The sequence below is a fragment of the Microbacterium sp. P5_B6 genome (assembly GCF_056400345.1).
Genome location: NZ_JBFULL010000002.1, coordinates 334185 through 354203, shown reverse-complemented (window position 1 = coordinate 354203; position 20019 = coordinate 334185). Strand labels below are relative to the sequence as shown.

The following is a 20019-nucleotide window of genomic DNA, read 5'->3' as shown; positions in this document are numbered from 1 at the left end:
CCGGGATCGACGGAACTCAGTCGTCGTCTTTACGCTTGCGCCAGCGGATACCCGCGGCGATGAAGCCGTCGATGTCCCCGTCGAAGACGGGAGTGGGGTTTCCCACTTCGTAGCCGGTGCGCAGGTCCTTCACGAGCTGCTGGCCGTAGAGGAAGTAGGAGCGCATCTGGTCGCCCCAGCTCGCGGTGATCGTGCCCGCGAGCTCCTTCTTCTTCGCCGCCTCCTCCTCGCGCTGCAGCAGCATCAGGCGCGTCTGGAGGACGCGCATGGCCGCGGCGCGGTTCTGGATCTGCGACTTCTCGTTCTGCATCGAGACGACGATGCCCGTCGGGAGGTGCGTGATGCGCACGGCGGAGTCGGTCGTGTTGACCGACTGTCCGCCCGGGCCGGAGGAGCGGAAGACGTCCACGCGGATGTCGCCCTCGGGCACCTCGACCTCGACGGCCTCCTCCATGACGGGGATGACCTCGACGGCGGCGAAGCTCGTCTGGCGCTTGTCGGCGGAGCCGAACGGGCTGATGCGTGCAAGACGATGCGTTCCCGCTTCTACCGAGAGCGTGCCGTACGCGTAGGGAGCCGTGATCTCGAACGTCGCGGACTTGATTCCTGCGCCTTCGGCGTAGGACGTGTCCATGACCTTCACGGGGTACTTGTGACGCTCGGCCCAGCGGAGGTACATACGCATGAGCATCTCGGCGAAGTCGGTGGCGTCGTCGCCGCCGGCGCCTGAGCGGATCGTGACGACCGCCGAACGGTCGTCGTACTCGCCGTCGAGGAGGGTCTGCACCTCGAGCTCGCCCACGATGTCTTCCAGCTCGGCCAGCTCGCGGCGCGCCTCTTCGGCGGAATCCTCGTCGTCCATCTCGACGGCGAGCTCGATGAGCACGTCCAGGTCATCGAGGCGCTGCTCGATGTCGGTGATCCGCTTGAGCTGGGACTGCCGGTGGCTCAGCGAGCTCGTGACCTTCTGCGCCTTGTCGACGTCGTCCCAGAGGTCGGGAGCCCCCGCCTCCTCGCTCAGCCGGGCGATGTCGGCGGCGAGAGCCTCGACGTCCACGACGGACTTGATGTCGGCGAAGGTGGAACGGAGCGCCTCGATATCGGCGGCTAGATCGAGTTCGAGCATGACAGTCCAGACTAGCGCGGATGCCGGCAACCCCAGCATCCTCGATCCTGTTCACCCCGGGTCCGACCAGTAGCGTTGGATCGGTGAGTTCCAGCCCTCCCCCTCCGCGCGCGAGCGACGTGCTGTGGCGGTTCGGACCGATGATCTACGGACCTACCGTTCTCTTCGCATTGGGCGAGGGTGCGGTGATCCCCCTGATCCCCGTCATCGCCTCACAGCTCGGGGCGGATGTGGCGACCGCGGCCCTCGTCGCGTCGGCACTCGTCGTGGGCCAGCTGTGCGGCAACATCCCCGCGGGATGGGCGGTCGCACGCATCGGAGAGCGCCTCACCATGGCGATTGCCGGATGCGTCGCCCTTGCGGGTGCCGTCGCCCTCGCCTTCGCTCCTGTCCTCGGAGTGTTCGCGGCATCCGTGTTCCTGATCGGAGTGTGCGCGGCCGCTTTCGGGCTGGCGCGTCACTCGTTCATGGCGACGCGGGTTCCACTCGCGTTCCGCGCGCGAGCCTTGTCTCTGCTGGGCGGCACCTTCCGGCTCGGCATGTTCATCGGGCCGTTCATCGCGGTGGGACTGCTGACTCTCTTCGGCGACGAGCGAGCGACGGTGTGGTTCTTCGCAGGATGCCTGATCGCCTGCGTGCTGCTCGTGCTGCTGGGTCCCGATCCGGAGAAGCTGCCTCTCCCCGCGTCCGAACCCGTTCTCGCCGAGGACACGGGCGAGTCGGTCACCGGATCGATCCCGACAGGCGCGCTCGGCGGCGACACAGGACGCGAAGGCGTCTTCCGTACGATGTGGCGTTTCCGCCGTGTTCTCTCGCGCCTCGGCGTGGCCGCCGCATCCCTTTCGGCTGTCAGATCCGCGAGGCAAGTCGTCCTGCCGCTCTGGGGCGTCTCGATCGGGCTCGACGCACAGACGATCGCGCTCGTCGTCGGCATCTCCGGGGCCATCGACTTCGCACTGTTCTACGCGAGCGGGCAGGTCATGGACCGCTTCGGCAGGCTGTGGGCGGCGCTTCCCGCGATGATCCTGATGGGCGCCGGCTTTCTCGCTCTGGCGTTCACGCGCGACCTCGATTCCGCCGCCATGTGGTTCGCGATGTTCGCCGCCGTCCTCGGCGTCGGCAACGGCCTGTCGAGCGGCATCCTGCTGACTCTCGGTGCGGATGTGGCACCGAAGGCCGACCCTGCGCCGTTCCTCGGCTCCTGGCGCACGCTGTCGGATGCCGGGGGCGCGGTGGCACCGCTGCTCGTGTCCGCGATCGCAGCGGCAACCACTCTCGCCGCGGCAACGGGAGCGATCGGAATCCTGGGCCTGCTCGGCGCCGTCGCGTTCGTGCGATGGGTGCCGCGCTTCGTGCCGCGCGGGGGCATGCCTGAGGATGCCGCGTCGGAGTAGAGGCGCAGCCGCGCGATCAGCGCAGCGCGGTCCGGCTCGTCGCGGTCGCCCGGAGGGCGACACCCTCGGGGACGAAGAGCGTCAGGACGGGCGGACGCCACGACCCCGCGACGGTGACCCGCGCCGATACGCCATCGGGGGTGCCCGCAGAGACCAGGACCGCATCTCCCCCGACGCCGAGCAGCAGCGCCTCGGCCTGGGCGCGAACACCGGCCGAGTCGAGCTCAGCCCGGGCGTCGCCTTCGACCACCGAGAGCGTGAAGCCGTCCGCGCCGGCGAGCGCGGCGGCATCCGCCAGTCCGTCCAGGCGCTTCTGCGCGAGGTACAGGCTCGTCGCATCGACGCAGATCAGCACGGCGACGATCGCGAGGATCGCGTACCCGAGGGTCAACAGCAGAACGCTTCCCTCGTCGTCGGGCCCGCGGCCGGGCGCTCGCGTGCGCATCCGGGTCACTGCGCACCCCAGAAGCGCGAAACCTTCTGCCCCGACGACGCCTCGACGGGAATGCTCGCGATGCTGTCGAGCCCGAGGATCGGCGGGATCAGCGGGAGTGGCGCCCGCGTGCGCAGCGTCACGACGAGGGTGGCACCGGCATCCGGGCAGGTCGTGCCCGCGGGCACGCAGCTCAGCGAGAGCTGGACGGATGCCGCATCCATCCCGTACTCCTCCACCACGGCCTGCAGAACCCGATCCGCGCGCTCGCGCGCCTCGACGACGCCCGAGGAGGTCGACACGGTGCGTGCGATGTGCCTCGCACCGGCCTCGGCGCCGAGAGCCTGCTCTTGAATCAGTCCGAGCGCGACGACGAGATAGACGAGAGGCACCAGGAGAACCAGTCCCACGAGAATGAACTCGAGTGCCGCCGACCCGCGCTCGGAATCGTCGGTGCGCAGTCCCAGCCGGGGCGCCCGCCGATCAGTCGAAGGACTCGAGCGGTGCATGGGCTGTCACCTCCAGCATCCGCGGAATGCCGAGAAGTCCCACGAGTGGGAAGGGCGCACGCACGGTCAGCTCGACGGTGGGATCGCCGCGGTGCGCGACCTCGACCGCCCGCACATCCCCCGCGTACTCACCTCCGACGGTCCGGCTCACGATCTCGGTCGTACGCCGCACACCGTCCGCGAGCGAGGTATCGGCGAGCGCCGCGTGATACGCGCCTTCGACGGCGGCATCGTGCAGCACGTTGCGCACGTAGATCGCCAGGCCGAGCTGCAGCACAGCGAGCGTCAGCACGGTGAGGAGGGTTCCCACCAGGACGAACTCGACCGGGCTGGCGCCGCTCTCGTCGTCGAGGACGGCACCGAGCCGTCGGCGAAGACGGGCGGCGAAGGTCATCCGTTCAGAACCCCGACACTCGCTGGATCGCCTGCTCGAACAGTCCCGAGAGGGCGGGGCCCGCCATGGCCCAGATCAGCACGACGAGCCCTGCCGTCATGAGCGTGATCAGCACCCAGCCGGGCACGTCACCGCGTTCGTCCTCCACCGTGCGCGCGAGACGCGCTCCGATCCGGGAGATGAGGGTGTGCAGCATGATTTCTCCTTCCGACCCAAAGGGGTCAGCCGATTCCGAGGCGAAGCATGAAGATTCCCGGGAACACCGCGAAGAGGATGCTCAGGGGAAGGATGAGGAAGACGAGTGGGATGAGCATGTAGATCTCCTTGCGTCCGGCCCGTTCGATGAGCCGGCGCTTGGCGTCCTCCCGAGCGTCGAGAGCCTGCGAGTGGAGGACGTGGGCGAGCGGCGCGCCTCGGTCGATCGCGGCGACCAGCTGGTCGATCGCCCGGGAGAGCGCGGGGATCTGCAGCCGCGTCGACACCGTCGTGAGCGACTCCGAGAGCGAGGAGCCCGTTCCCACCGCCAGCACGACCCCGCGCAGTTCGGCGGTCAGCTCGCCCGCCCCTACCTGAGACACCCGCCGCAGCGAGTCGAGGATCCCCTCTCCTGCCGAAAGGCAGAGGGCGAGAAACTCGAGCACCGTGGGCAGCTCCTCTTCGATGCGGGCGATCCGTGCCGCTGCGGCGCGAGTCAGCGCGTAGTCGTACAGCGCAGCGGCCGCGAAGGCCATCAGCGGTGGCAGGAGCACGAGAGCCCCGGATGCCCGGCCCGCGAGGATGAGCAGGACGACGGCCACCCCACCCGCGCCGACACCGACCACGGCGCACCCGAGCTGGCGGGCACGGAAGGATGAGGCATCCGTCACCCGACCCGCCTGGCGCAGGCGACGCTCGATGGACAGAGAACCTCCGAGCGCGTGTCCGAGCCGTTCCGCGGCGCTGTTCCACAAGGAGCGGGGGTCGACCATGCGCGCCGCGTGGGCTGGCGTCACGCCCCGAGGGTCGGTGATGTCGCGGAGATAGGGGGCGATCCGGCGGGCGAGCGTGGGCGCACCCCACCGCGGAGCGAGCGACAGGAGCAGGCAGACCCCGAACCCGAGCGCGCCGCCGAGAACGACCGCGAGAGCTGCGTCCGTCATCGCGAACGGGGTCACCCGAACCACCTGCGGGGCTCGGGCAGACGTCCGAGTCGAAGCATGATGCGATACGCGACGAAGGAGAGCGCCGCACCGGCGACGATGAGCGTGATCCCCTCGGGGCTTCCGTAGGCAGCCGCCCCTTCCGGTCGCATCGCGAGGAGCGCGAGCACGATCCACGGTGCCGCCACACCGAGCACGGCGGCACCCCTGATCCAGGACTGGCGCGCCTCGACCTCGGCGCGGAGCGAGGCATCTGCGCGCACCGACGCAGCCAGCGCTCGCAGCACCGGAGTGAGTTCCGTGCCGCCCACCTGGCGAGCCATCCGGAGCGTCTCGATGATGCGGTCAGCCACAGGATCGCCCAGCATCGCCTTGAGCCCCTGCACGCTCGAGTCGAAATGCCCTGATGCGGCGAGGTCGCGAGCGAACCCGGCGAACGACGGGCGCAGCGGAGCGGGCGCGGAGTCGCCGAGGCCGGACACCGCGTCGGGGAGCGACATCCCCGCCCTCACAGAGGCGATGAGGAGATCGCACACGTCGGGCCAGAGTGCGCGGCGCGTGCGCAGAAGACGGCCGCGTCGTGCGCGCAGCCAGCCCAGTGGCGCGAGCGAGCCCGCAACCGCGGCGACCCCGGCCAGGACGGGGACGGGCACCATCAGCCACGCGACCGCGGCGAGCACGACCGCCGAGGCAGCTGAGGCGGCGATGAAGAAGCCGGGTGCCACATGAGCGAGACCGGCCTCTTCGAGAAGCCTCGCGATGGCGCCATCCGCTCGCGAGGGGGTCCGTTCGGCGCGTGCCGGCCACACCCAGGGCGAGACGGTCAGCAGCAGACCGGCCGCGAGGACCGCGCCCCAGAAGACGGTCACTCAGACCCACCGCGGTACGCAGTGCGCGCTTCGACGCCCGAGGTCCCGAGGCCCGTCGGCTCGACGATCTCGACGATCCGGCGCCGCCCCGACTCGTCACGCTCGCAGTGTGCGACGAGGTGGACGGATGCGGCGACCGCCGGCTGCACGAACCCCGCGTCGATGTTGCGCCCGGCGAGCAGAGGCAGCGCGCAGAGCTTCCCGAGGGCCTCCCGCGCGGAGTTCGCGTGGATCGTCGCCGCACAGGGGACGCCGGTGTTGAGTGCGAGGACGAGGTCGAGCGCCTCGGCGTCCCGGACCTCCCCCACCACGAGCCGGTCGGGCCGCATGCGGAGCGCTTCTTTGACAAGGCGGCGGAGCGAGACCTCACCCGTGCCCTCCAGGCTCGGCTGACGGCCCTGCAGCGCCACGATGTCGGCCGCGTCGACAGCCAGCTCGAACGTCTCCTCGACGGTCACGATGCGGTGGTGGCTGGGTGCGGCCGCGATCAGCGCGCTCAGCAGGGTGGTCTTGCCTGCATGAGTGGCGCCAGAGACCAGGATGCTGCGTCCGTCGGACATCGCCGCCCGCAGGATGGCGGCACCGTCCTCGGCGATGGAGCCCGCGCTGACCAGTCGGTCGAGATCGCGATACGCGGGCAGGAACTTGCGGACATTGACCGCCCAGTGGCGCCGGGTGATATCCGGAATGACGACGTGAAGGCGGCTGCCGTCGGGCAGCGAGGCGTCCACGAACGGCTGCGACAGGTCGACTCGTCGTCCGGTGGCGTGCAGCATGCGTTCGACGAGGTCGCGGACCTGGGCATCGGTCAGCGTGAGCGGCAGTCTCTGCGAGACTCCGCCGCGAGCCACGAAGACACGGTCCGGAGCGTTGATCCACACTTCTTCGATGGTCGGATCGTCGAGGTACGGCTGCAGCGGACCGTAGCCCGCCACCGCGGCGAGAACTTCCCGAACACACGCCGCCTCGTCGTCGACCGGCCTGAGGCCCCGGGCGAGGGCGAAATCGTTGTGCCGCTGCACCTCCGCCCGGGCGACCTGGGCCGCGAACTCCGGATCACGCGCAGGGTCGGAGCGCTCCGCACGCAGGCGCTCGCGCACGCGCTCGGCAACTGCCGTGGCGGTGGCGGTCGGTCCGGAAGCGAGATGCACCCGAGCATCCTCGCCCGCCGCGTGATTGACACCCGGAAGTTATCCACAATCCCGGTCTCGACCCCACAGGATGACGCGCCCCCGCGGAGCCGCGGAGCGAGACAAACGCGAGGGAATCCCCGCTCTGAACGCCGACGGGATGCTCTCTAGGTTTCCCGGCAGGGACGACGATGGCCGGGGAGGCCCCGGCCATCGTGCGCCATGCTGTGCCTATCTCACTGGCTGCTGACCGACGGTCCGTTTCCGATCGTCAGGGCGGTGGTCTCGTTGCAGCTGGCCTGAATACTCCGCTGCGCCGGGTTGGTGCTCGTATAGCTCACCTTCCACCAGTACGACCCGGTGGCCGTCACCACCGCCGTGGTGGTGTTGGCCGTCGACACCGTCTGTGGCGAGGCACCCGTCACAGCCGCATTCGTGAGGCTGTACAGCGCGGTACCCGTGCAGGTGTTGTTCGCGAAGAGCTCGAACGACACCGTGCCTGCGAGGTTGCCAGTTCCGGCCGGAGCCGTGATGGTCACCGAATCGTTCGGCACCCAGCGCTGGGCGCTGGTCAGCGTCGAGGGCACCGAGGTCATCGTCACATCCTCGTTGGAGTCCGTGCACGCGGCATTGTGGGTCTTGGCGTTGGTGTTCGGCAGGTTCCCGCTGTACTCGGCCACCCAGTGGTACGTTCCGGCCAGCGTGGGCTGGAACTGCGGCGCGGGTGTGTTGTAGGTGCTGTTCCCGCTCACCGCCACTGTCGGCGACGTGTACGCCAGCGTGGTGCAGTTGTTCGGCCCGTACAGCTTGAAGGTGATCGTCCCTCCGGCTGCAGCACCGCCTGTACCGGTGAGGTTGATGACGGGGCTCGCCGGCTGCGTCGCGGTGCCGCCGAGCGTGGCGGAGTCGGACACCGTGCCGCCGAGGTTGCCCCCGGCACCCGCGGTGGTAGACAGAGTGGGTGTCACCGGATTGACGGTGAAGCACTCTCCGATGCTCGAGTCACTCGAATTGCCGATGCCGTTGTTCGCGTTGCCGTCGTCATACACCGCGCGCCAGCAGTACCGGCCGGCTGAGGTGACGTACGCGGTCGGCGAGACGACAGTGAACGGATACGCCGTGGCCGTGACAGCCGTCGAGCCGACGGGCGTACCTCCCGTCGTACACGAACCGGTGTCCTGCTTGCAGAGCGAGAACGCGACGGTCCCCCCCGGGGTACCTGATGTGGCCCCCACCAGGGTGACGTAGGCGGAGTCCTTCACCGACGCGACGCCGGTACCGATCGAGATGCCGTCCGCCGGCACGATGTCAACGCCCGCGCCCGTCTGGGGCGTGGTCGTCGTCGTCGTCGAACAGTTGCTGATCGGCGGAATCGTCTGCAGGATCGTGTCCTTGTAGTCCGCGGTGTCCGAGTTGCCGGTGACCGTGCTCGGAATGGTGTTGGCGAACGACAGGCACTGGAGTGCGCCGCCGAAGATCGTGTCCGTCAGGTTGACGGCCGCCTCACCACGGAACCCGTCTGCACTGATCGCGGCTTGTGATGTCGCGGCGTTGAGCGCGATCGGCGCGCCCAGGACCAGGTTCGGTGCCGTACCGCTCCATATCCGGAGATACAGGTCGAGCCCGCTTCCCTGCTGATCCCAGAGGATCATGAAGTCGCCCGGCACGGCGGGATTCACTCCCGAGGCGGGCGCCCCGCCCTGCCGATTCGCCCAGGGATTGCAGCTTGCGATCAACTGGTCGGTGAGCGCCTGGGTGGTGGTGTCGTAGGTGCCGCACGCAACGGGAGCGGCGTTCCGCATGAACTCGTAGGCGATGAAACCACTGCCGGTGTTGTTGTCACGCTCCCACGCGAAGTAGAGCCAGTCCTTGCCGCCCTCCCGCTTGATGTCGAGCCATGCCTGACGCAGGTCGACCTGAGCGTTCGGATTGGTGAATCCGAGAGTGGGCGCGGCATCGTTGTGGATGACGCCGATCTTCGTCGTGTTCGAGTTGAGCGGGCCGAGCTCCTTCACGTTGCCCTCAGCATCGTCCAGGTTATTGGCGACTCCGGCGTCCGGGATCGTCCCGGTGCCTGCCGTGCCTGTGACATCCCACGGGCCGTCCGCGGCTGTCGCCGCACTGGCTCCGCCCATGACTATTGCTACGACGAGACATCCCGCCGCTCCTGCGGCGAGCGCGCGCCGCCGCGTCCATGTGGACATAGTGAGTCCCCTTTCGTACCCCCAGCGGGTTCGGCTCCACGCTATGAGCGCTGTCGGGGGCCGACCATCGGGCGAATCCTGAGGAGAACCGGGGAGAACTCCCTAGGGCATGCCCTGTTCTGGGACGTGTGCCGGTCCTAAGATGTGAGTGCTGCGGGGAGGCGACATCCGGGTGTGGGCAAGACACCCAGCGAAGATGTCGCGAGGGCGGGCAGCCCATGCAACGCGGCGCTGGGGACCAGACGTGAGCATCGAGGGCGATGACGCGTACGCGTTGGTCGTGACAGGCGAGCCTGTGCGACCCGACTACGTTGCGCTTCTGAAGCGTCTGGGCCTGGATGCCGACTCGTTCAGCCGCGCGGCGGATGCCTCCGCGGCCCTTCGCCTGCGGCCCCCCGCGGTCGCAATCCTCGAGGTGGAGGATGGCGGGTGCGAGCTGCTGCGCGAACTGCGAGACCGGTTCGGTGCGGATCTGCCGGTCGTGCTCGTCTCGGCCGACCGCACATCGCCGGCTGATGTGGTGGCCGGTCTGCTCGTGGGCGCCGACGACTACGCAGCGGAATCGATGGATGCCGATGAGTTCGTCGCGCGCGTGCGCCGCCTCGTCGACCGCACACGGGGCACTGGCAATGGCAGTCGCAGCAGGAGCGCGACCGTGGACTTTCGCAGGATGTCAGCGCTGACGGAGCGGGAACGCCAGGTGCTCACTCTCATCGCCGAGGGTCAATCCCAGAAGCAGGTTGCGACGAGCCTGGGCATCAGCGTCAAGACCGTGGGAGCGCATGTGCAGAACCTGCTGCAGAAGCTGGGCGTGCATTCACGCGTCGAGGCGGTCGCCCTGGCGGTACGGGCGAACGCGGCACTGGCCTGACATCTGGCCCCCAGCCACGGGGAATGGCACGATGGTCAGAACGGCCGGAGGGAGAGTCATGACGCACATGGATCGCCGATTGAGTGGTGGCGCTCGAGCGGGGGTGACGATCCTCGGCATCCTGCAGGCGGCCTTCGCCTTCCTGGCGGCGTGGGATCTCTGGCACCGCAGCGACGAGGAGGTCAAGGGCAGCAAGTGGATGTGGGTGCCGGCACTCTTCATCAACTGGCTCGGCCCTGCCGCGTACTTCCTCTTCGGCGTCAAGCACGAGAGCCGCTGACCACCACGGGTTTCGGGGGTTACCCCCTCAGCCGACCGTCAGGTCGCTCAGTAGACTGATCCCACCTCGCGGGAGTGGTGAAATCGGCAGACACGCAGGATTTAGGTTCCTGTGCCTTCGGGCGTGTGGGTTCAAGTCCCACCTTCCGCACGGTGTCTCCGGCATCACCACGAGCACCAACATCACGCACTCGCATCCTGACCGCCGACCGATCCGACCGACGGGACCCCCTCGTGCAGCACATCGCCCTCATCCCCTGGCTGGATCCGGCCGCCATCATCGGCTGGGCCGGCCCCTGGGCACTCCTCGTCGTGTGCTTCATCGTCTTCGCCGAGACGGGGCTCCTCATCGGCTTCCTCCTCCCCGGTGACACGCTGCTCGTGATCTCGGGGCTGCTCTCGCACCCGACCGAGCAGTACCCGAACGGAGTGTTCGGCGTCAGCGTCTGGTGGGTGGCGCTCCTGATCGCCCTCGCCGCGTTCATCGGCGGTGAAGTGGGATACGTCATCGGCTACAAGGGCGGCCCCTCCATCTTCGAGCGCAAGGAATCCGGGGTCTTCAGCGTCAAGAACGTCGAGCGCACCAACTCGTTCTTCCAGCGATACGGGGGCCTGACCGTCATCGTGGCCCGCTTCGTGCCCGTCGTTCGCACGTTCACGCCGGTCGCCGCGGGCGTCGGCCGCATGCATAAGGGCAAGTACACGCTCTACAACTTCATCGGCGCGATGCTGTGGGGCTTCGGTCTCACGATGTTCGGATACCTTCTCGGCTTCATCCCCTTCATCGGCAACCTGGTCGCCGAGTACATCGACCTCATCCTGCTCGCCGCCGTCGGCGGCACCGCGATCGTGACCGTGTGGCACTACCTGCGCGAACGCTCGAAGGCGAAGAAGGAAGCGGCCGCGGGCGAGGACGTGGTCGTGGACGCAGACGAGGCGCGCCACCTCGTGCTCGACCCGGAGGTCTTCGACCGGGGCCCGGAGCACCGTCACGAGGGCGGCACCGAGCACGACGCCGGAGCGCCCCCCAAGCCCTGAATCAGGACGCCTTCGAGGCCTTCTTCTTCGGAGCAGCCTTCGGAGCGGCCTTCGCCCCGGACGCCGGCTTCGTCGACGCCGAGCGCTTGGCCGCGGCCGGAGCAGCATCCGTCGCCTTGTCCGTGGAAGCGCCGCCACCGCGGGCCGCGCGCGACCGCTCGACCGACGCACGCAGCGCCTCCATGAGGTCGATGACCTCGCCGCCGGCCGCCTCTTCCTGCTCCCCGAAGGTCTCGGCCGTGTCGAGCGCATCGCCCTGTTCGAGCTTGGCGCGGATGAGGGTGCGCAGCTCCTCCTGGTACTCGTCGGTGAACTCTGCGGGATCGAACTCACTCGAGAAGCTCTCGACGAGGGATGCCGAGAGCTCGAGCTCCTTCGCCGAGATCCGCACGGACTCCCCCAGCGACGGGAAGGCGGCTTCACGGACCTCGTCCGCCCAGAGCAGCGTCTGGAGCACGAGCACATCACCGCGCACGCGGAGGGCCGCCAGCCGGGTCTTCTGCCGCAGCGAGAAGCGGACGATCGCCGTGCGGTCGGTCTGCTCGAGCGTCTTGCGCAGCAGCACGTACGCCTTGGGAGACGCAGAGTCCGGCTCGAGGTAGTACGCGCGGTCGAACGTGAGTGGATCCACCTGCTCACTGGGCACGAACTCCACCACGTCGATCTCGCGACTGCGCTCTGCAGGAAGCGACGCCAGGTCGTCTTTGGTGAGGACGACGGTCTTGTCACCGTCGTCATAGGCCTTGTCGATGTCCTGGAAGGGGACGACCTCGCCATCGATCTCGCAGATCCGCTGGTACCTGATCCGACCGCCGTCCTTGTTGTGCACCTGGTGCAGCGAGACATCGTGGTCTTCGGTCGCCGAGTACACCTTCACCGGCACGTTCACCAGGCCGAAGGTCAGTGCACCCTTCCAGATCGATCTCATCCCACCAGTACACACCGGTCGCGCCCGTCACGGCTAGGCCTGGACGGGGCAGGATGGTGCCATGCCCGGGAACGATCAGCTTGTCCGCATCGGCGGGCGACGCCTGCGGCTGACGAATCTCGAGAAGGTGCTCTACCCCGAGGCGGGCACGACCAAGGCCGAGGTGATCGACTACTACTCGCGCATCGCCACCACGATGATCCCGCACGTCATCGGTCGACCGGTGACGCGCAAGCGCTGGCCCGACGGCGTCGGCACAGCGGAGCATCCCGAGCAGTCGTTCTTCGCGAAGGATCTCGAACGCGGTGCGCCCGAGTGGGTGCGGCGACTGCCGATCCCCCACTCAGGCGGCCCCAAGGACTATCCCATCGCCGGGGACGTGCCGACGATCGTCTACCTCGCGCAGGTGGCGAGCCTCGAGCTCCACGTGCCGCAGTGGCGATTCACGCCGTCGGGCGAGCGAGGGGATGCCGACCGGCTCGTACTCGACCTGGACCCCGGTCCCGGAGCCGGGCTTGCCGAATGCGCCCAGGTCGCCCGCTGGGCGCGCGAGATCCTCCTCGACATGAGCCTCGAGCCCTTTCCCGTGACCAGCGGAAGCAAGGGCATCCAGCTCTACACCGCACTCCCGCCCGGTCAGTCGAGCGAGCAGGCGTCGGCGATCGCGCACGAACTCGCCCGCGCGATCGAGGCGGACCATCCCGAGCTCGTGGTGAGCAGCATGAAGAAGTCGATCCGCGATGAGCGCGTGCTCATCGACTGGAGCCAGAACAACGGCTCCAAGACGACGATCGCCCCGTACTCGCTGCGGGGCCGCATGCAGCCCACGGTGGCGGTGCCTCGCACATGGGACGAGATCGACGACCCCGACCTTCGTCAGCTGCGGTTCGACGAGGTGCTGGACCGCGTCGAGGAACTGGGCGACCCCATGTCACCGCTGGGATTCCACGCGGGCGGTCGGGCCGCCGAGGAGGGCCCGCTCAGCACCTATATCGCGAAGCGCTCGGCATCCCGCACACCCGAGCCGGTCCCCGCGAACCCGTCCGGCGCCGCCACCGCACCCGGCGAGCTTCCGACGTTCGTCATTCAGGAGCACCACGCCTCGCGGCTGCACTGGGACTTCCGCCTCGAGCGCGACGGTGTGCTCGTGAGCTGGGCGGTCCCCCGGGGGGTGCCGCACTCGTATCGTCGCAACAGCCTCGCCGTCCAGACCGAGGACCACCCGATGGAGTACGCGACCTTCGAGGGGACGATCCCGCGCGGCGAGTACGGCGGTGGCACCGTCACGATCTGGGACGACGGACGCTACGAGCTCGAGAAGTGGCGCGACGACGAGATCATCTTCACCGCCGAGGGCCGTCCGGGCGGACCGCTCGGCCGGGTGCGGCTGGCCCTGATCCGCACCGAGGGCGAGGGCGAGAAGTCGAGCTGGCTCCTGCACCGCATGAAGACGGATGCCGCAGGCCGGCCGCAGCCGGACGGCACGCCCGTCGAGCCCTCACCGCAGGCGGACGAGCCCCGAGGCGCCGCAGCCTCGAGGGCACCGTCAGCGCGGCCGGATTCCCCGGCGCGGCCGGATCCGCCGGTACGGCCGAGCGAGCCGACCGCATCAGGAGACGTGGCGGATGTGCTGGCATCCTGTCCCCCCGCGGCGTGGCCGCCCCCCGCCGTCGACCTGCGCACGATGCAATCCACCATCGCGACCCCCGAGCGCGCGCGGTCGGACGCCCGATCGTGGGGCGACCCCGTGTGGGCCGAGGCGAAATGGGACGGCATCCGCGCGATCGGCGTGTGGGACGGGCACCGCCTTCGCCTTGTCGCCCGCAGCGGCAACGACGTGACCGCCAAGTATCCCGAGATCACGGACGTCGATGCCGATCTCGGCGACGAGCCCGCGGTGATCGACGGTGAGATCGTCGCGCTCGACGGGGGGCGTCCGAGCTTCGCCCTGCTGCAGACCCGCATGAACCTGGTGAGAGCCGGCGACGTGGCCCGCGAGGCGAAGCGGGCGCCCGTCCTCTACTACCTCTTCGATGTCCTCGTCGCCCGCGGCCATGATGTCACCGCACTGCCCCTGGTCGAGCGGCGCAGGGTGCTCGAGGAGGTGGCCGGGAACAGCATCCCGAGCATCGTCGTCCCGCCGATCTTCGACGACGTGGATGCTGCGCTCGACGCGAGCCGTCGGTTCGCGCTCGAGGGGGTTGTGGTGAAAGACCCGCGCTCTCCCTACCGCCGAGGCGTCCGGACGGACGCGTGGCTGAAAGTGAAGCTCACCCAGAGCCAGGAGGTCGTCCTGGCGGGGATCCGCCCGGGGCAGGGCGGCCGCTCGTCGACCTTCGGATCGCTCCTGCTGGGCATCCCGGGACCCCGCGGGCTGGAGTACGCAGGCAAGGTGGGCACGGGTTTCAGCGACGCGGCGCTTCGGTCTCTGCAGAAGCAGCTGGAGGAGCTGCACACCGACGAGAACCCGCTGGTGGGCGTGCCACCGCTCGACGCACGAGACGTGCAGTGGCTGCGTCCGGAGCTGGTCGCGGAGGTCGAGTTCGGCGAGTTCACGCCGGGGGGAATCCTGCGGCACTCCCGGTGGCGAGGACTGCGTCCCGACAAGCGGCCCGAGGAGGTCGTGCGCGAATCCGCGGTGCGCGGCTAGCCACCCCCAGGGCGGGTCAGGCGTGCGAGTCGTGCTCGACGTGGCCCGCGGGCTCGAGCTGGAAGGTCGAGTGATCGACATCGAAGTGCTGAGCCAGGCACCCCTGCAGCTGCTCGAGGATCTCACCGGAACGGCCCCCGCTCAGCGAGTCCGCCTCGACCACGACGTGCGCGCTCAACACCGGAGCGCCCCGAGTGAGCTGCCAGACGTGCAGATCATGCACGTCGACCACTCCGGGAGTGGACAGGATGTGCTCGCGGATCGTCTGCACCTGCACGTCCCGGGGCGATGACTCGCTGAGGACGGAGACGACCTCGCGCAGCAGGCCGACGGCGCGCGGCACGATCATCGCCGCGATCACCAGCGACGCCACCGCGTCGGCCTGCATCCACCCGGTCGTGAGCACGAGGACCGCCGCGATGATGACGGCCGCCGACCCGAGAAGGTCGCCCAGCACCTCGACGTACGCGCCACGGACGTTGATGCTCGTCTTCTGGGCCGCGCTCAGCAGCCAGAGCGCACACGCGTTCCCCACGAGACCCACCACCGCCACGAGCAGCATGAGGCCTCCGGACACCTCCAGCTGAGCGGGGTCCATGAGCCGCTGGACCGCCTCGACGCCGATCCACACGGCGAGCACGACGAGAATGGCCCCGTTGACGAGCGCGCCGAGCACCTCCGCGCGCTGATACCCGAAGGTGCGGCGGTCGTCGGCGGGACGCGCGGCGACAGAGCTCGCGATCAAGGCGATCACGAGAGCCGCGGCGTCTGCGAACATGTGTCCCGCGTCGGCGAGCAGAGCAAGCGAACCGGACAGCGCCGATCCCGCGATCTGCACCACCATGACCAGCGCGGTGATCGCGAGCGAGATCGCAAGCAGGCGCCGATTGCTGAGCGAGCGGATGCCTCCGCCCGCCCCGTGCGCATGATCGTGCATGCCGTCAGGCTATGCCCGCAGCATCCACGGGTCGCCCGGTTCGCCGGTGTCGGGAATGAGAGTGATTCTCAGGCTCAGCGGCGATGCGCTGAGGCGGGTTCAGAGACGTGCGATGAGGGGAACGAGGGCACGGAACGCGCGGGCGCGGTGCGAAGCCTCATTCTTCTCCGACGCGGCCCACTCACCCACGGTGCGCTCGGCTCCGGTCTGGTCGTCGGGGATGAAGATCGGGTCGTAGCCGAAACCGCCGGACCCGGATGCCTCGGCTGCCAGCCTGCCGGGCCAGATCCCCTCGACCACGTGCTCGTCCCCGCCGGGCACGACGAGGGCGATCGTTGAGACGAACTGGGCGGTGCGATGCGGATCGCGGATGTCGAGCAGCTGGTCGAGCAGCAGGTTCAGGTTGGCGGCGGCATCCTTCGCATGCCCGGCCCAGTAGGCGGAGAAGACCCCGGGAGCACCGCCGAGCACATCGACCGAGATGCCCGAGTCGTCGGCCAGCGCGGGAAGGCCGGTGTGTGCAGCCGCCGCGCGGGCCTTGATGAGGGCGTTGGCCGCGAAGGTCGTGCCGTCCTCGACGGGCTCGGGACCGTCGTAGCCGATCACCTCGAGATCGGGACGCGTCGCCGCGATGATCGCCTGGAACTCCTGGACCTTGTGGGCGTTGTGCGTCGCGAGGACCACCCGCTGAAGGGCCGACGTGGTGGACATTCTCGGGATGCCGGACTATTCGGCAGCGGGAGCGAGAGCCGCAGCCTGGATGTCGCGCAGCTCGGCGCAGCCGTTGACCGCCAGCTCGAGGAGCGCATCCAGCTCGCGCTTGTCGAACGGCGCGCCCTCTGCCGTCCCCTGAACCTCGACGAAAAGGCCCCGACCGGTCACGACGACGTTCATGTCGGTCTCGGCCCTCACGTCTTCGACATAGGGCAGATCCAGCATGGGCTCGCCGTCGATGATGCCCACCGACACCGCCGCGACCGAGTCGATCAGCACCTGGGCCTTCTGGCCGACGAACTTCTTGCCCCGAGCCCACTCGATGGCATCGGCGAGGGCGACATACGCGCCGGTGATGGCGGCCGTGCGGGTGCCGCCGTCGGCCTGCAGCACGTCGCAGTCGATCACGATCGTGTTCTCGCCGAGCGCCTTGGTGTCGACGACCGAGCGCAGCGCGCGGCCGATGAGCCGGGAGATCTCATGCGTCCGTCCGCCGATGCGCCCCTTGACCGATTCGCGGTCGTTGCGGTCGTTCGTGGCTCGCGGGAGCATCGCGTACTCGGCGGTGATCCACCCCTTGCCCTTGCCGTTCAGCCAGCGCGGCACGCCGTTCGTGAACGACGCGGTGCACAGCACCTTGGTGTTCCCGAATGAGATGAGTGCAGACCCTTCGGCCTGGCTGCTCCAGCCTCGCTCGATGACGATGGGGCGGAGCTGGTCGGTGGCGCGGCCGTCGGCGCGAACGATGTCGGTCATGCGGATCCTCTCAAGGGGATGGATGCCTCAGCGGGCCGACGGCAGGTCGATGGCGCCCGTCTGCACGAGGCGGACGTCGGTCACCTCGCGACCCATCAGCCGGTGCGCCAGGCGCAGGAACTCATCGGCGGAGTCGCCGGTGGCTTCATAGACGTGGCGGGGAGCGGCATCCGGACCCGCAAGGAGGTCGCGGGAGACCAGCTGACGGTAGACGTCCTTGGCCGTCTCGGTGTCGCTCGAGACCAGCGACACATCGGGGCCCATCACGTAGCTGATCGCGCCCTCCAGGAAGGGGTAGTGGGTGCAGCCGAGCACCAGGGTGTCGACGGCGGCGTCACGCATGGGCGCGAGGTACTCCTCGGCGACGGCGAGCACCTCCGGCGAGTCTGTGATACCCGCCTCGACGAACTCGACGAAGCGCGGGCAGGGCTGCGCGAAGACGGTGAGCAGCTCGTTGACCTCGAGCATGTCCTGGTAGGCCCGCGAGCCGATCGTGCCCGCTGTGCCGATCACCCCGATCCGCCCGTTGCGGGTCGTCGACATCGCGGTGCGCACGGCCGGGCCGATGACCTCCACCACCGGGATGTCGTAGCGCTCCCGGGCATCGCGCAGCATGGCGGCGGACGCCGTGTTGCACGCGATCACGAGCATCTTGACGCCCTCATCGACCAGGGTGTCGAGCACTTCGAGCGAATAGCGTCTGACGTCGGCGATGGGCTTCGGTCCGTACGGCGAGTGTGCGGTGTCGCCGATGTACAGCATCGACTCGCGCGGGAGCTGCGCGGAGATCGCCCGGGCGACGGTGAGTCCGCCGACCCCGGAGTCGAAGATGCCGATCGGCGCGTCGTTCACGATCGTCCAGCCTACGCCAGGCTCTGTTTGCTTGATCGCGGGGAGGTCCCCGCGAGGACTCGCTGCGCTCGTCAGCGGCTTCGCCGCGCGCGCCTTCAATTGATCGCGGGGAGATCCCCGCGAGGACTCGCTTCGCTCGTCGGCGGCTTCGCCGCGCCCCCTCCTGACTAGGCTGACCGCATGACCGCCCCGGCGAGCACCGCCCTGCACACCGACCGGTACGAGCTCACGATGCTCGGCGCAGCACTTCGCGATGGCACCGCCGACCGCCGCTGCGTGTTCGAGCTGTTCGGACGGCGCCTGCCAGGGGCCCGTCGCTTCGGAGTCGTCGCGGGGACAGGCCGGCTCCTCGGACTGCTTCGGGACTTCCGCTTCGGCGACGACGAGCTGCGGTACCTGCGCGATGAGAAGGTGGTGGATGCCGGCACCCTCGCGTACCTCGAGGGCTACCGGTTCACCGGCTCGATGACGGGGTACCGGGAGGGCGAGCTCTACTTCCCGGGGTCGCCCATCCTCACGGTGGAGGGCACCTTCGCCGAAGCGGTCCTGCTCGAGACCCTCGCGCTGAGCGTCCTCAACCACGACTCCGCCATCGCGACCGCTGCCGCCCGCATGACGATCGCGGCCGGCGACCGGCCGCTCGCCGAGATGGGGTCTCGCCGCGCCGGTGAGCAGTCCGCCGTCGCCGCGGCGCGGGCGGCCTACATCGCGGGGTTCGGCGCGACCTCGAACCTCGAGGCCGGCCGGCGCTGGGGCATCCCGACCATGGGCACCGCCGCGCACGCCTGGACCCTCCTTCATGACAACGAAGAAGATGCCTTCCGTGCGCAGGTCGCCGCGGTCGGGGCCGACACGACCCTGCTCATCGACACCTATGACATCCGCACGGGCGTCGAGACGGCCGTTCGTGTGGCCGGCACACAGCTCGGCGGCGTGCGCATCGACTCGGGCGACCTCCCGATCGTGGCGGCGGCGGTGCGTGCGCAGCTCGACGAGCTCGGCGCCACCGGGACGCGGATCACTGTGACGAGCGACCTCGACGAGTACGCGATCGCCGCCCTCGCGGCATCCCCCGTGGATGCGTACGGCGTCGGGACCTCGGTAGTGACGGGGTCGGGCACGCCGACCGCGGGCATGGTCTACAAGCTCGTCGCACGTCAGTCGTCCGACGGCTCCTGGGTCGGGGTGGCCAAGGCCTCCGCCGACAAGGCCTCCAGGGGCGGCCGCAAGGCTGCCTTCCGCACCCTCGAGGATGGAACGGCGACAAGCGAGCTGATCGCCGTATCGGACGGCTACGAACCGGTCGAGACCGGGGCCGAGCATCCCGGCGCCCGCGCCCTGCACGTTCCGCTCATCGTGGCAGGGGAGATCGACCCGTCATTCGAGGGGACCGCCGGAGTCCAGGCGGCACGCGACCACCACGCGAGGGCGCGTCAGGAGCTGCCGGTGCACGGCCTGGGACTCAGCCGATCGGATCCGGCGATCCCGACTGTCTTCGTCGAGGCCCGCTGACCACCGTCTCGCGCGTCAGCTGATCAGAGACTCGTAGATCTCTTTGCAGGTCGGGCAGACGGGGAACTTCTCGGGGTCGCGCCCCGGAGTCCACTTCTTGCCGCACAGCGCCCGCACGGGCTTGCCGGTGATCGCGGACTCGAGGATCTTGTCCTTCTTCACGTAGTGCGAGAAGCGCTCATGGTCGCCGGGCTCGATCGATTCCTCGCGGATGAGCTCTTCGAGCTCTCGGTCGAGGGTGGCCGTGCCGCCCTGATCGGGGCGGCCTGCGGGGGTGCTCATAG

Annotated in this window: 21 protein-coding genes and 1 tRNA gene; 7 read left to right on the top strand and 15 right to left on the bottom strand. The window is 69.1% G+C overall.

Features of this window, described 5'->3' with window-relative positions; all coding sequences use genetic code 11:
* Window positions 1-16: 16 nt before the first annotated feature.
* On the bottom strand, window positions 17-1126 hold the full coding sequence (gene prfB, locus AC1DP3_RS03345; RefSeq protein ID WP_477291269.1) for a peptide chain release factor 2: 1110 nt from the start codon (window positions 1124-1126) through the stop codon (window positions 17-19).
* A gap of 140 nt (window positions 1127-1266) precedes the next feature.
* On the opposite strand from prfB, the gene AC1DP3_RS03340 reads away from it, so the two are divergent.
* Complete coding sequence (locus AC1DP3_RS03340) at window positions 1267-2520, top strand: MFS transporter (protein WP_477291865.1); 1254 nt, start codon at window positions 1267-1269, stop codon at window positions 2518-2520.
* Window positions 2521-2536: 16 nt separating this feature from the next.
* Here the strand turns inward: AC1DP3_RS03340 and AC1DP3_RS03335 are convergent, their stop codons facing one another.
* The 8 genes from AC1DP3_RS03335 to AC1DP3_RS03300 all read right to left on the bottom strand — a co-directional run bounded on the left by AC1DP3_RS03335 (window position 2537) and on the right by AC1DP3_RS03300 (window position 9198).
* Window positions 2537-2965, bottom strand: coding sequence for a pilus assembly protein TadG-related protein (locus AC1DP3_RS03335; RefSeq protein ID WP_477291267.1), 429 nt, complete (start codon window positions 2963-2965; stop codon window positions 2537-2539).
* 5 nt (window positions 2966-2970) lie between these two features.
* Complete coding sequence (locus AC1DP3_RS03330; protein WP_477291265.1) at window positions 2971-3462, bottom strand: TadE family protein; 492 nt, start codon at window positions 3460-3462, stop codon at window positions 2971-2973.
* Window positions 3437-3856 carry a TadE/TadG family type IV pilus assembly protein gene (locus tag AC1DP3_RS03325; RefSeq protein ID WP_477291263.1) on the bottom strand — a complete coding sequence of 140 codons (420 nt, stop codon included), beginning with the start codon at window positions 3854-3856 and terminating at the stop codon, window positions 3437-3439. The genes AC1DP3_RS03330 and AC1DP3_RS03325 overlap by 26 nt, the downstream gene beginning before the upstream one ends.
* A gap of 4 nt (window positions 3857-3860) precedes the next feature.
* Window positions 3861-4052: a hypothetical protein gene (locus AC1DP3_RS03320; protein WP_477291261.1), complete on the bottom strand. Its 192-nt coding sequence runs from the start codon at window positions 4050-4052 to the stop codon at window positions 3861-3863.
* Window positions 4053-4077: 25 nt separating this feature from the next.
* Window positions 4078-5010, bottom strand: coding sequence for a type II secretion system F family protein (locus AC1DP3_RS03315; RefSeq protein WP_477291259.1), 933 nt, complete (start codon window positions 5008-5010; stop codon window positions 4078-4080).
* Complete coding sequence (locus AC1DP3_RS03310) at window positions 5007-5864, bottom strand: type II secretion system F family protein (protein WP_477291257.1); 858 nt, start codon at window positions 5862-5864, stop codon at window positions 5007-5009. Before AC1DP3_RS03310 ends, AC1DP3_RS03315 begins: the two co-directional genes overlap by 4 nt.
* The gene (locus tag AC1DP3_RS03305) at window positions 5861-7015 is read right to left on the bottom strand and encodes a CpaF family protein (RefSeq protein WP_477291255.1); all 1155 of its coding nucleotides are present in this window, start codon (window positions 7013-7015) and stop codon (window positions 5861-5863) included. Before AC1DP3_RS03305 ends, AC1DP3_RS03310 begins: the two co-directional genes overlap by 4 nt.
* A 215-nt stretch (window positions 7016-7230) precedes the next feature.
* Window positions 7231-9198, bottom strand: a complete 1968-nt coding sequence (locus AC1DP3_RS03300; protein WP_477291253.1) for a hemagglutinin — start codon at window positions 9196-9198, stop codon at window positions 7231-7233.
* A gap of 244 nt (window positions 9199-9442) precedes the next feature.
* Between AC1DP3_RS03300 and AC1DP3_RS03295 the strand changes: the two genes are divergently transcribed.
* The 4 genes from AC1DP3_RS03295 to AC1DP3_RS03280 all read left to right on the top strand — a co-directional run bounded on the left by AC1DP3_RS03295 (window position 9443) and on the right by AC1DP3_RS03280 (window position 11386).
* A complete protein-coding gene (locus AC1DP3_RS03295) occupies window positions 9443-10069 on the top strand; it encodes a response regulator transcription factor (RefSeq protein ID WP_477291251.1) in 627 nt (208 codons plus the stop codon).
* 58 nt (window positions 10070-10127) lie between these two features.
* Entirely contained in the window at window positions 10128-10349 is a 222-nt protein-coding gene (locus tag AC1DP3_RS03290; protein WP_477291249.1) for a PLDc N-terminal domain-containing protein, read from the top strand.
* A 68-nt stretch (window positions 10350-10417) separates the two neighbouring features.
* A tRNA-Leu gene (locus AC1DP3_RS03285) sits at window positions 10418-10499 on the top strand.
* Between the two features lie 83 nt (window positions 10500-10582).
* The gene (locus AC1DP3_RS03280) at window positions 10583-11386 is read left to right on the top strand and encodes a DedA family protein (protein WP_477291247.1); all 804 of its coding nucleotides are present in this window, start codon (window positions 10583-10585) and stop codon (window positions 11384-11386) included.
* 1 nt (window position 11387) lies between these two features.
* Here the strand turns inward: AC1DP3_RS03280 and ku are convergent, their stop codons facing one another.
* Window positions 11388-12314, bottom strand: coding sequence for a non-homologous end joining protein Ku (ku, locus tag AC1DP3_RS03275; RefSeq protein ID WP_477291245.1), 927 nt, complete (start codon window positions 12312-12314; stop codon window positions 11388-11390).
* 61 nt (window positions 12315-12375) lie between these two features.
* Here ku and AC1DP3_RS03270 point away from each other — a divergent pair, with 61 nt between their 5' ends.
* Window positions 12376-14964, top strand: coding sequence for an ATP-dependent DNA ligase (locus AC1DP3_RS03270; RefSeq protein WP_477291243.1), 2589 nt, complete (start codon window positions 12376-12378; stop codon window positions 14962-14964).
* A 16-nt stretch (window positions 14965-14980) separates the two neighbouring features.
* Here AC1DP3_RS03270 and AC1DP3_RS03265 read toward each other — a convergent pair whose 3' ends face one another.
* From AC1DP3_RS03265 to murI, 4 genes are all read right to left on the bottom strand, one after another.
* Window positions 14981-15901 (bottom strand): cation diffusion facilitator family transporter, encoded by a 921-nt coding sequence (locus AC1DP3_RS03265; protein ID WP_477291241.1) that lies wholly within the window; start codon window positions 15899-15901, stop codon window positions 14981-14983.
* A 99-nt stretch (window positions 15902-16000) separates the two neighbouring features.
* Window positions 16001-16612 (bottom strand): RdgB/HAM1 family non-canonical purine NTP pyrophosphatase, encoded by a 612-nt coding sequence (gene rdgB, locus AC1DP3_RS03260; RefSeq protein WP_477291239.1) that lies wholly within the window; start codon window positions 16610-16612, stop codon window positions 16001-16003.
* Between the two features lie 15 nt (window positions 16613-16627).
* On the bottom strand, window positions 16628-17371 hold the full coding sequence (gene rph, locus AC1DP3_RS03255; protein WP_477291237.1) for a ribonuclease PH: 744 nt from the start codon (window positions 17369-17371) through the stop codon (window positions 16628-16630).
* Between the two features lie 27 nt (window positions 17372-17398).
* Window positions 17399-18223, bottom strand: coding sequence for a glutamate racemase (gene murI / locus AC1DP3_RS03250; RefSeq protein WP_477291235.1), 825 nt, complete (start codon window positions 18221-18223; stop codon window positions 17399-17401).
* 180 nt (window positions 18224-18403) lie between these two features.
* On the opposite strand from murI, the gene AC1DP3_RS03245 reads away from it, so the two are divergent.
* Window positions 18404-19735 (top strand): nicotinate phosphoribosyltransferase, encoded by a 1332-nt coding sequence (locus AC1DP3_RS03245; protein ID WP_477291233.1) that lies wholly within the window; start codon window positions 18404-18406, stop codon window positions 19733-19735.
* A 15-nt stretch (window positions 19736-19750) separates the two neighbouring features.
* Here AC1DP3_RS03245 and AC1DP3_RS03240 read toward each other — a convergent pair whose 3' ends face one another.
* A complete protein-coding gene (locus AC1DP3_RS03240; RefSeq protein WP_477291231.1) occupies window positions 19751-20017 on the bottom strand; it encodes a DUF3039 domain-containing protein in 267 nt (88 codons plus the stop codon).
* Window positions 20018-20019: the final 2 nt, after the last annotated feature.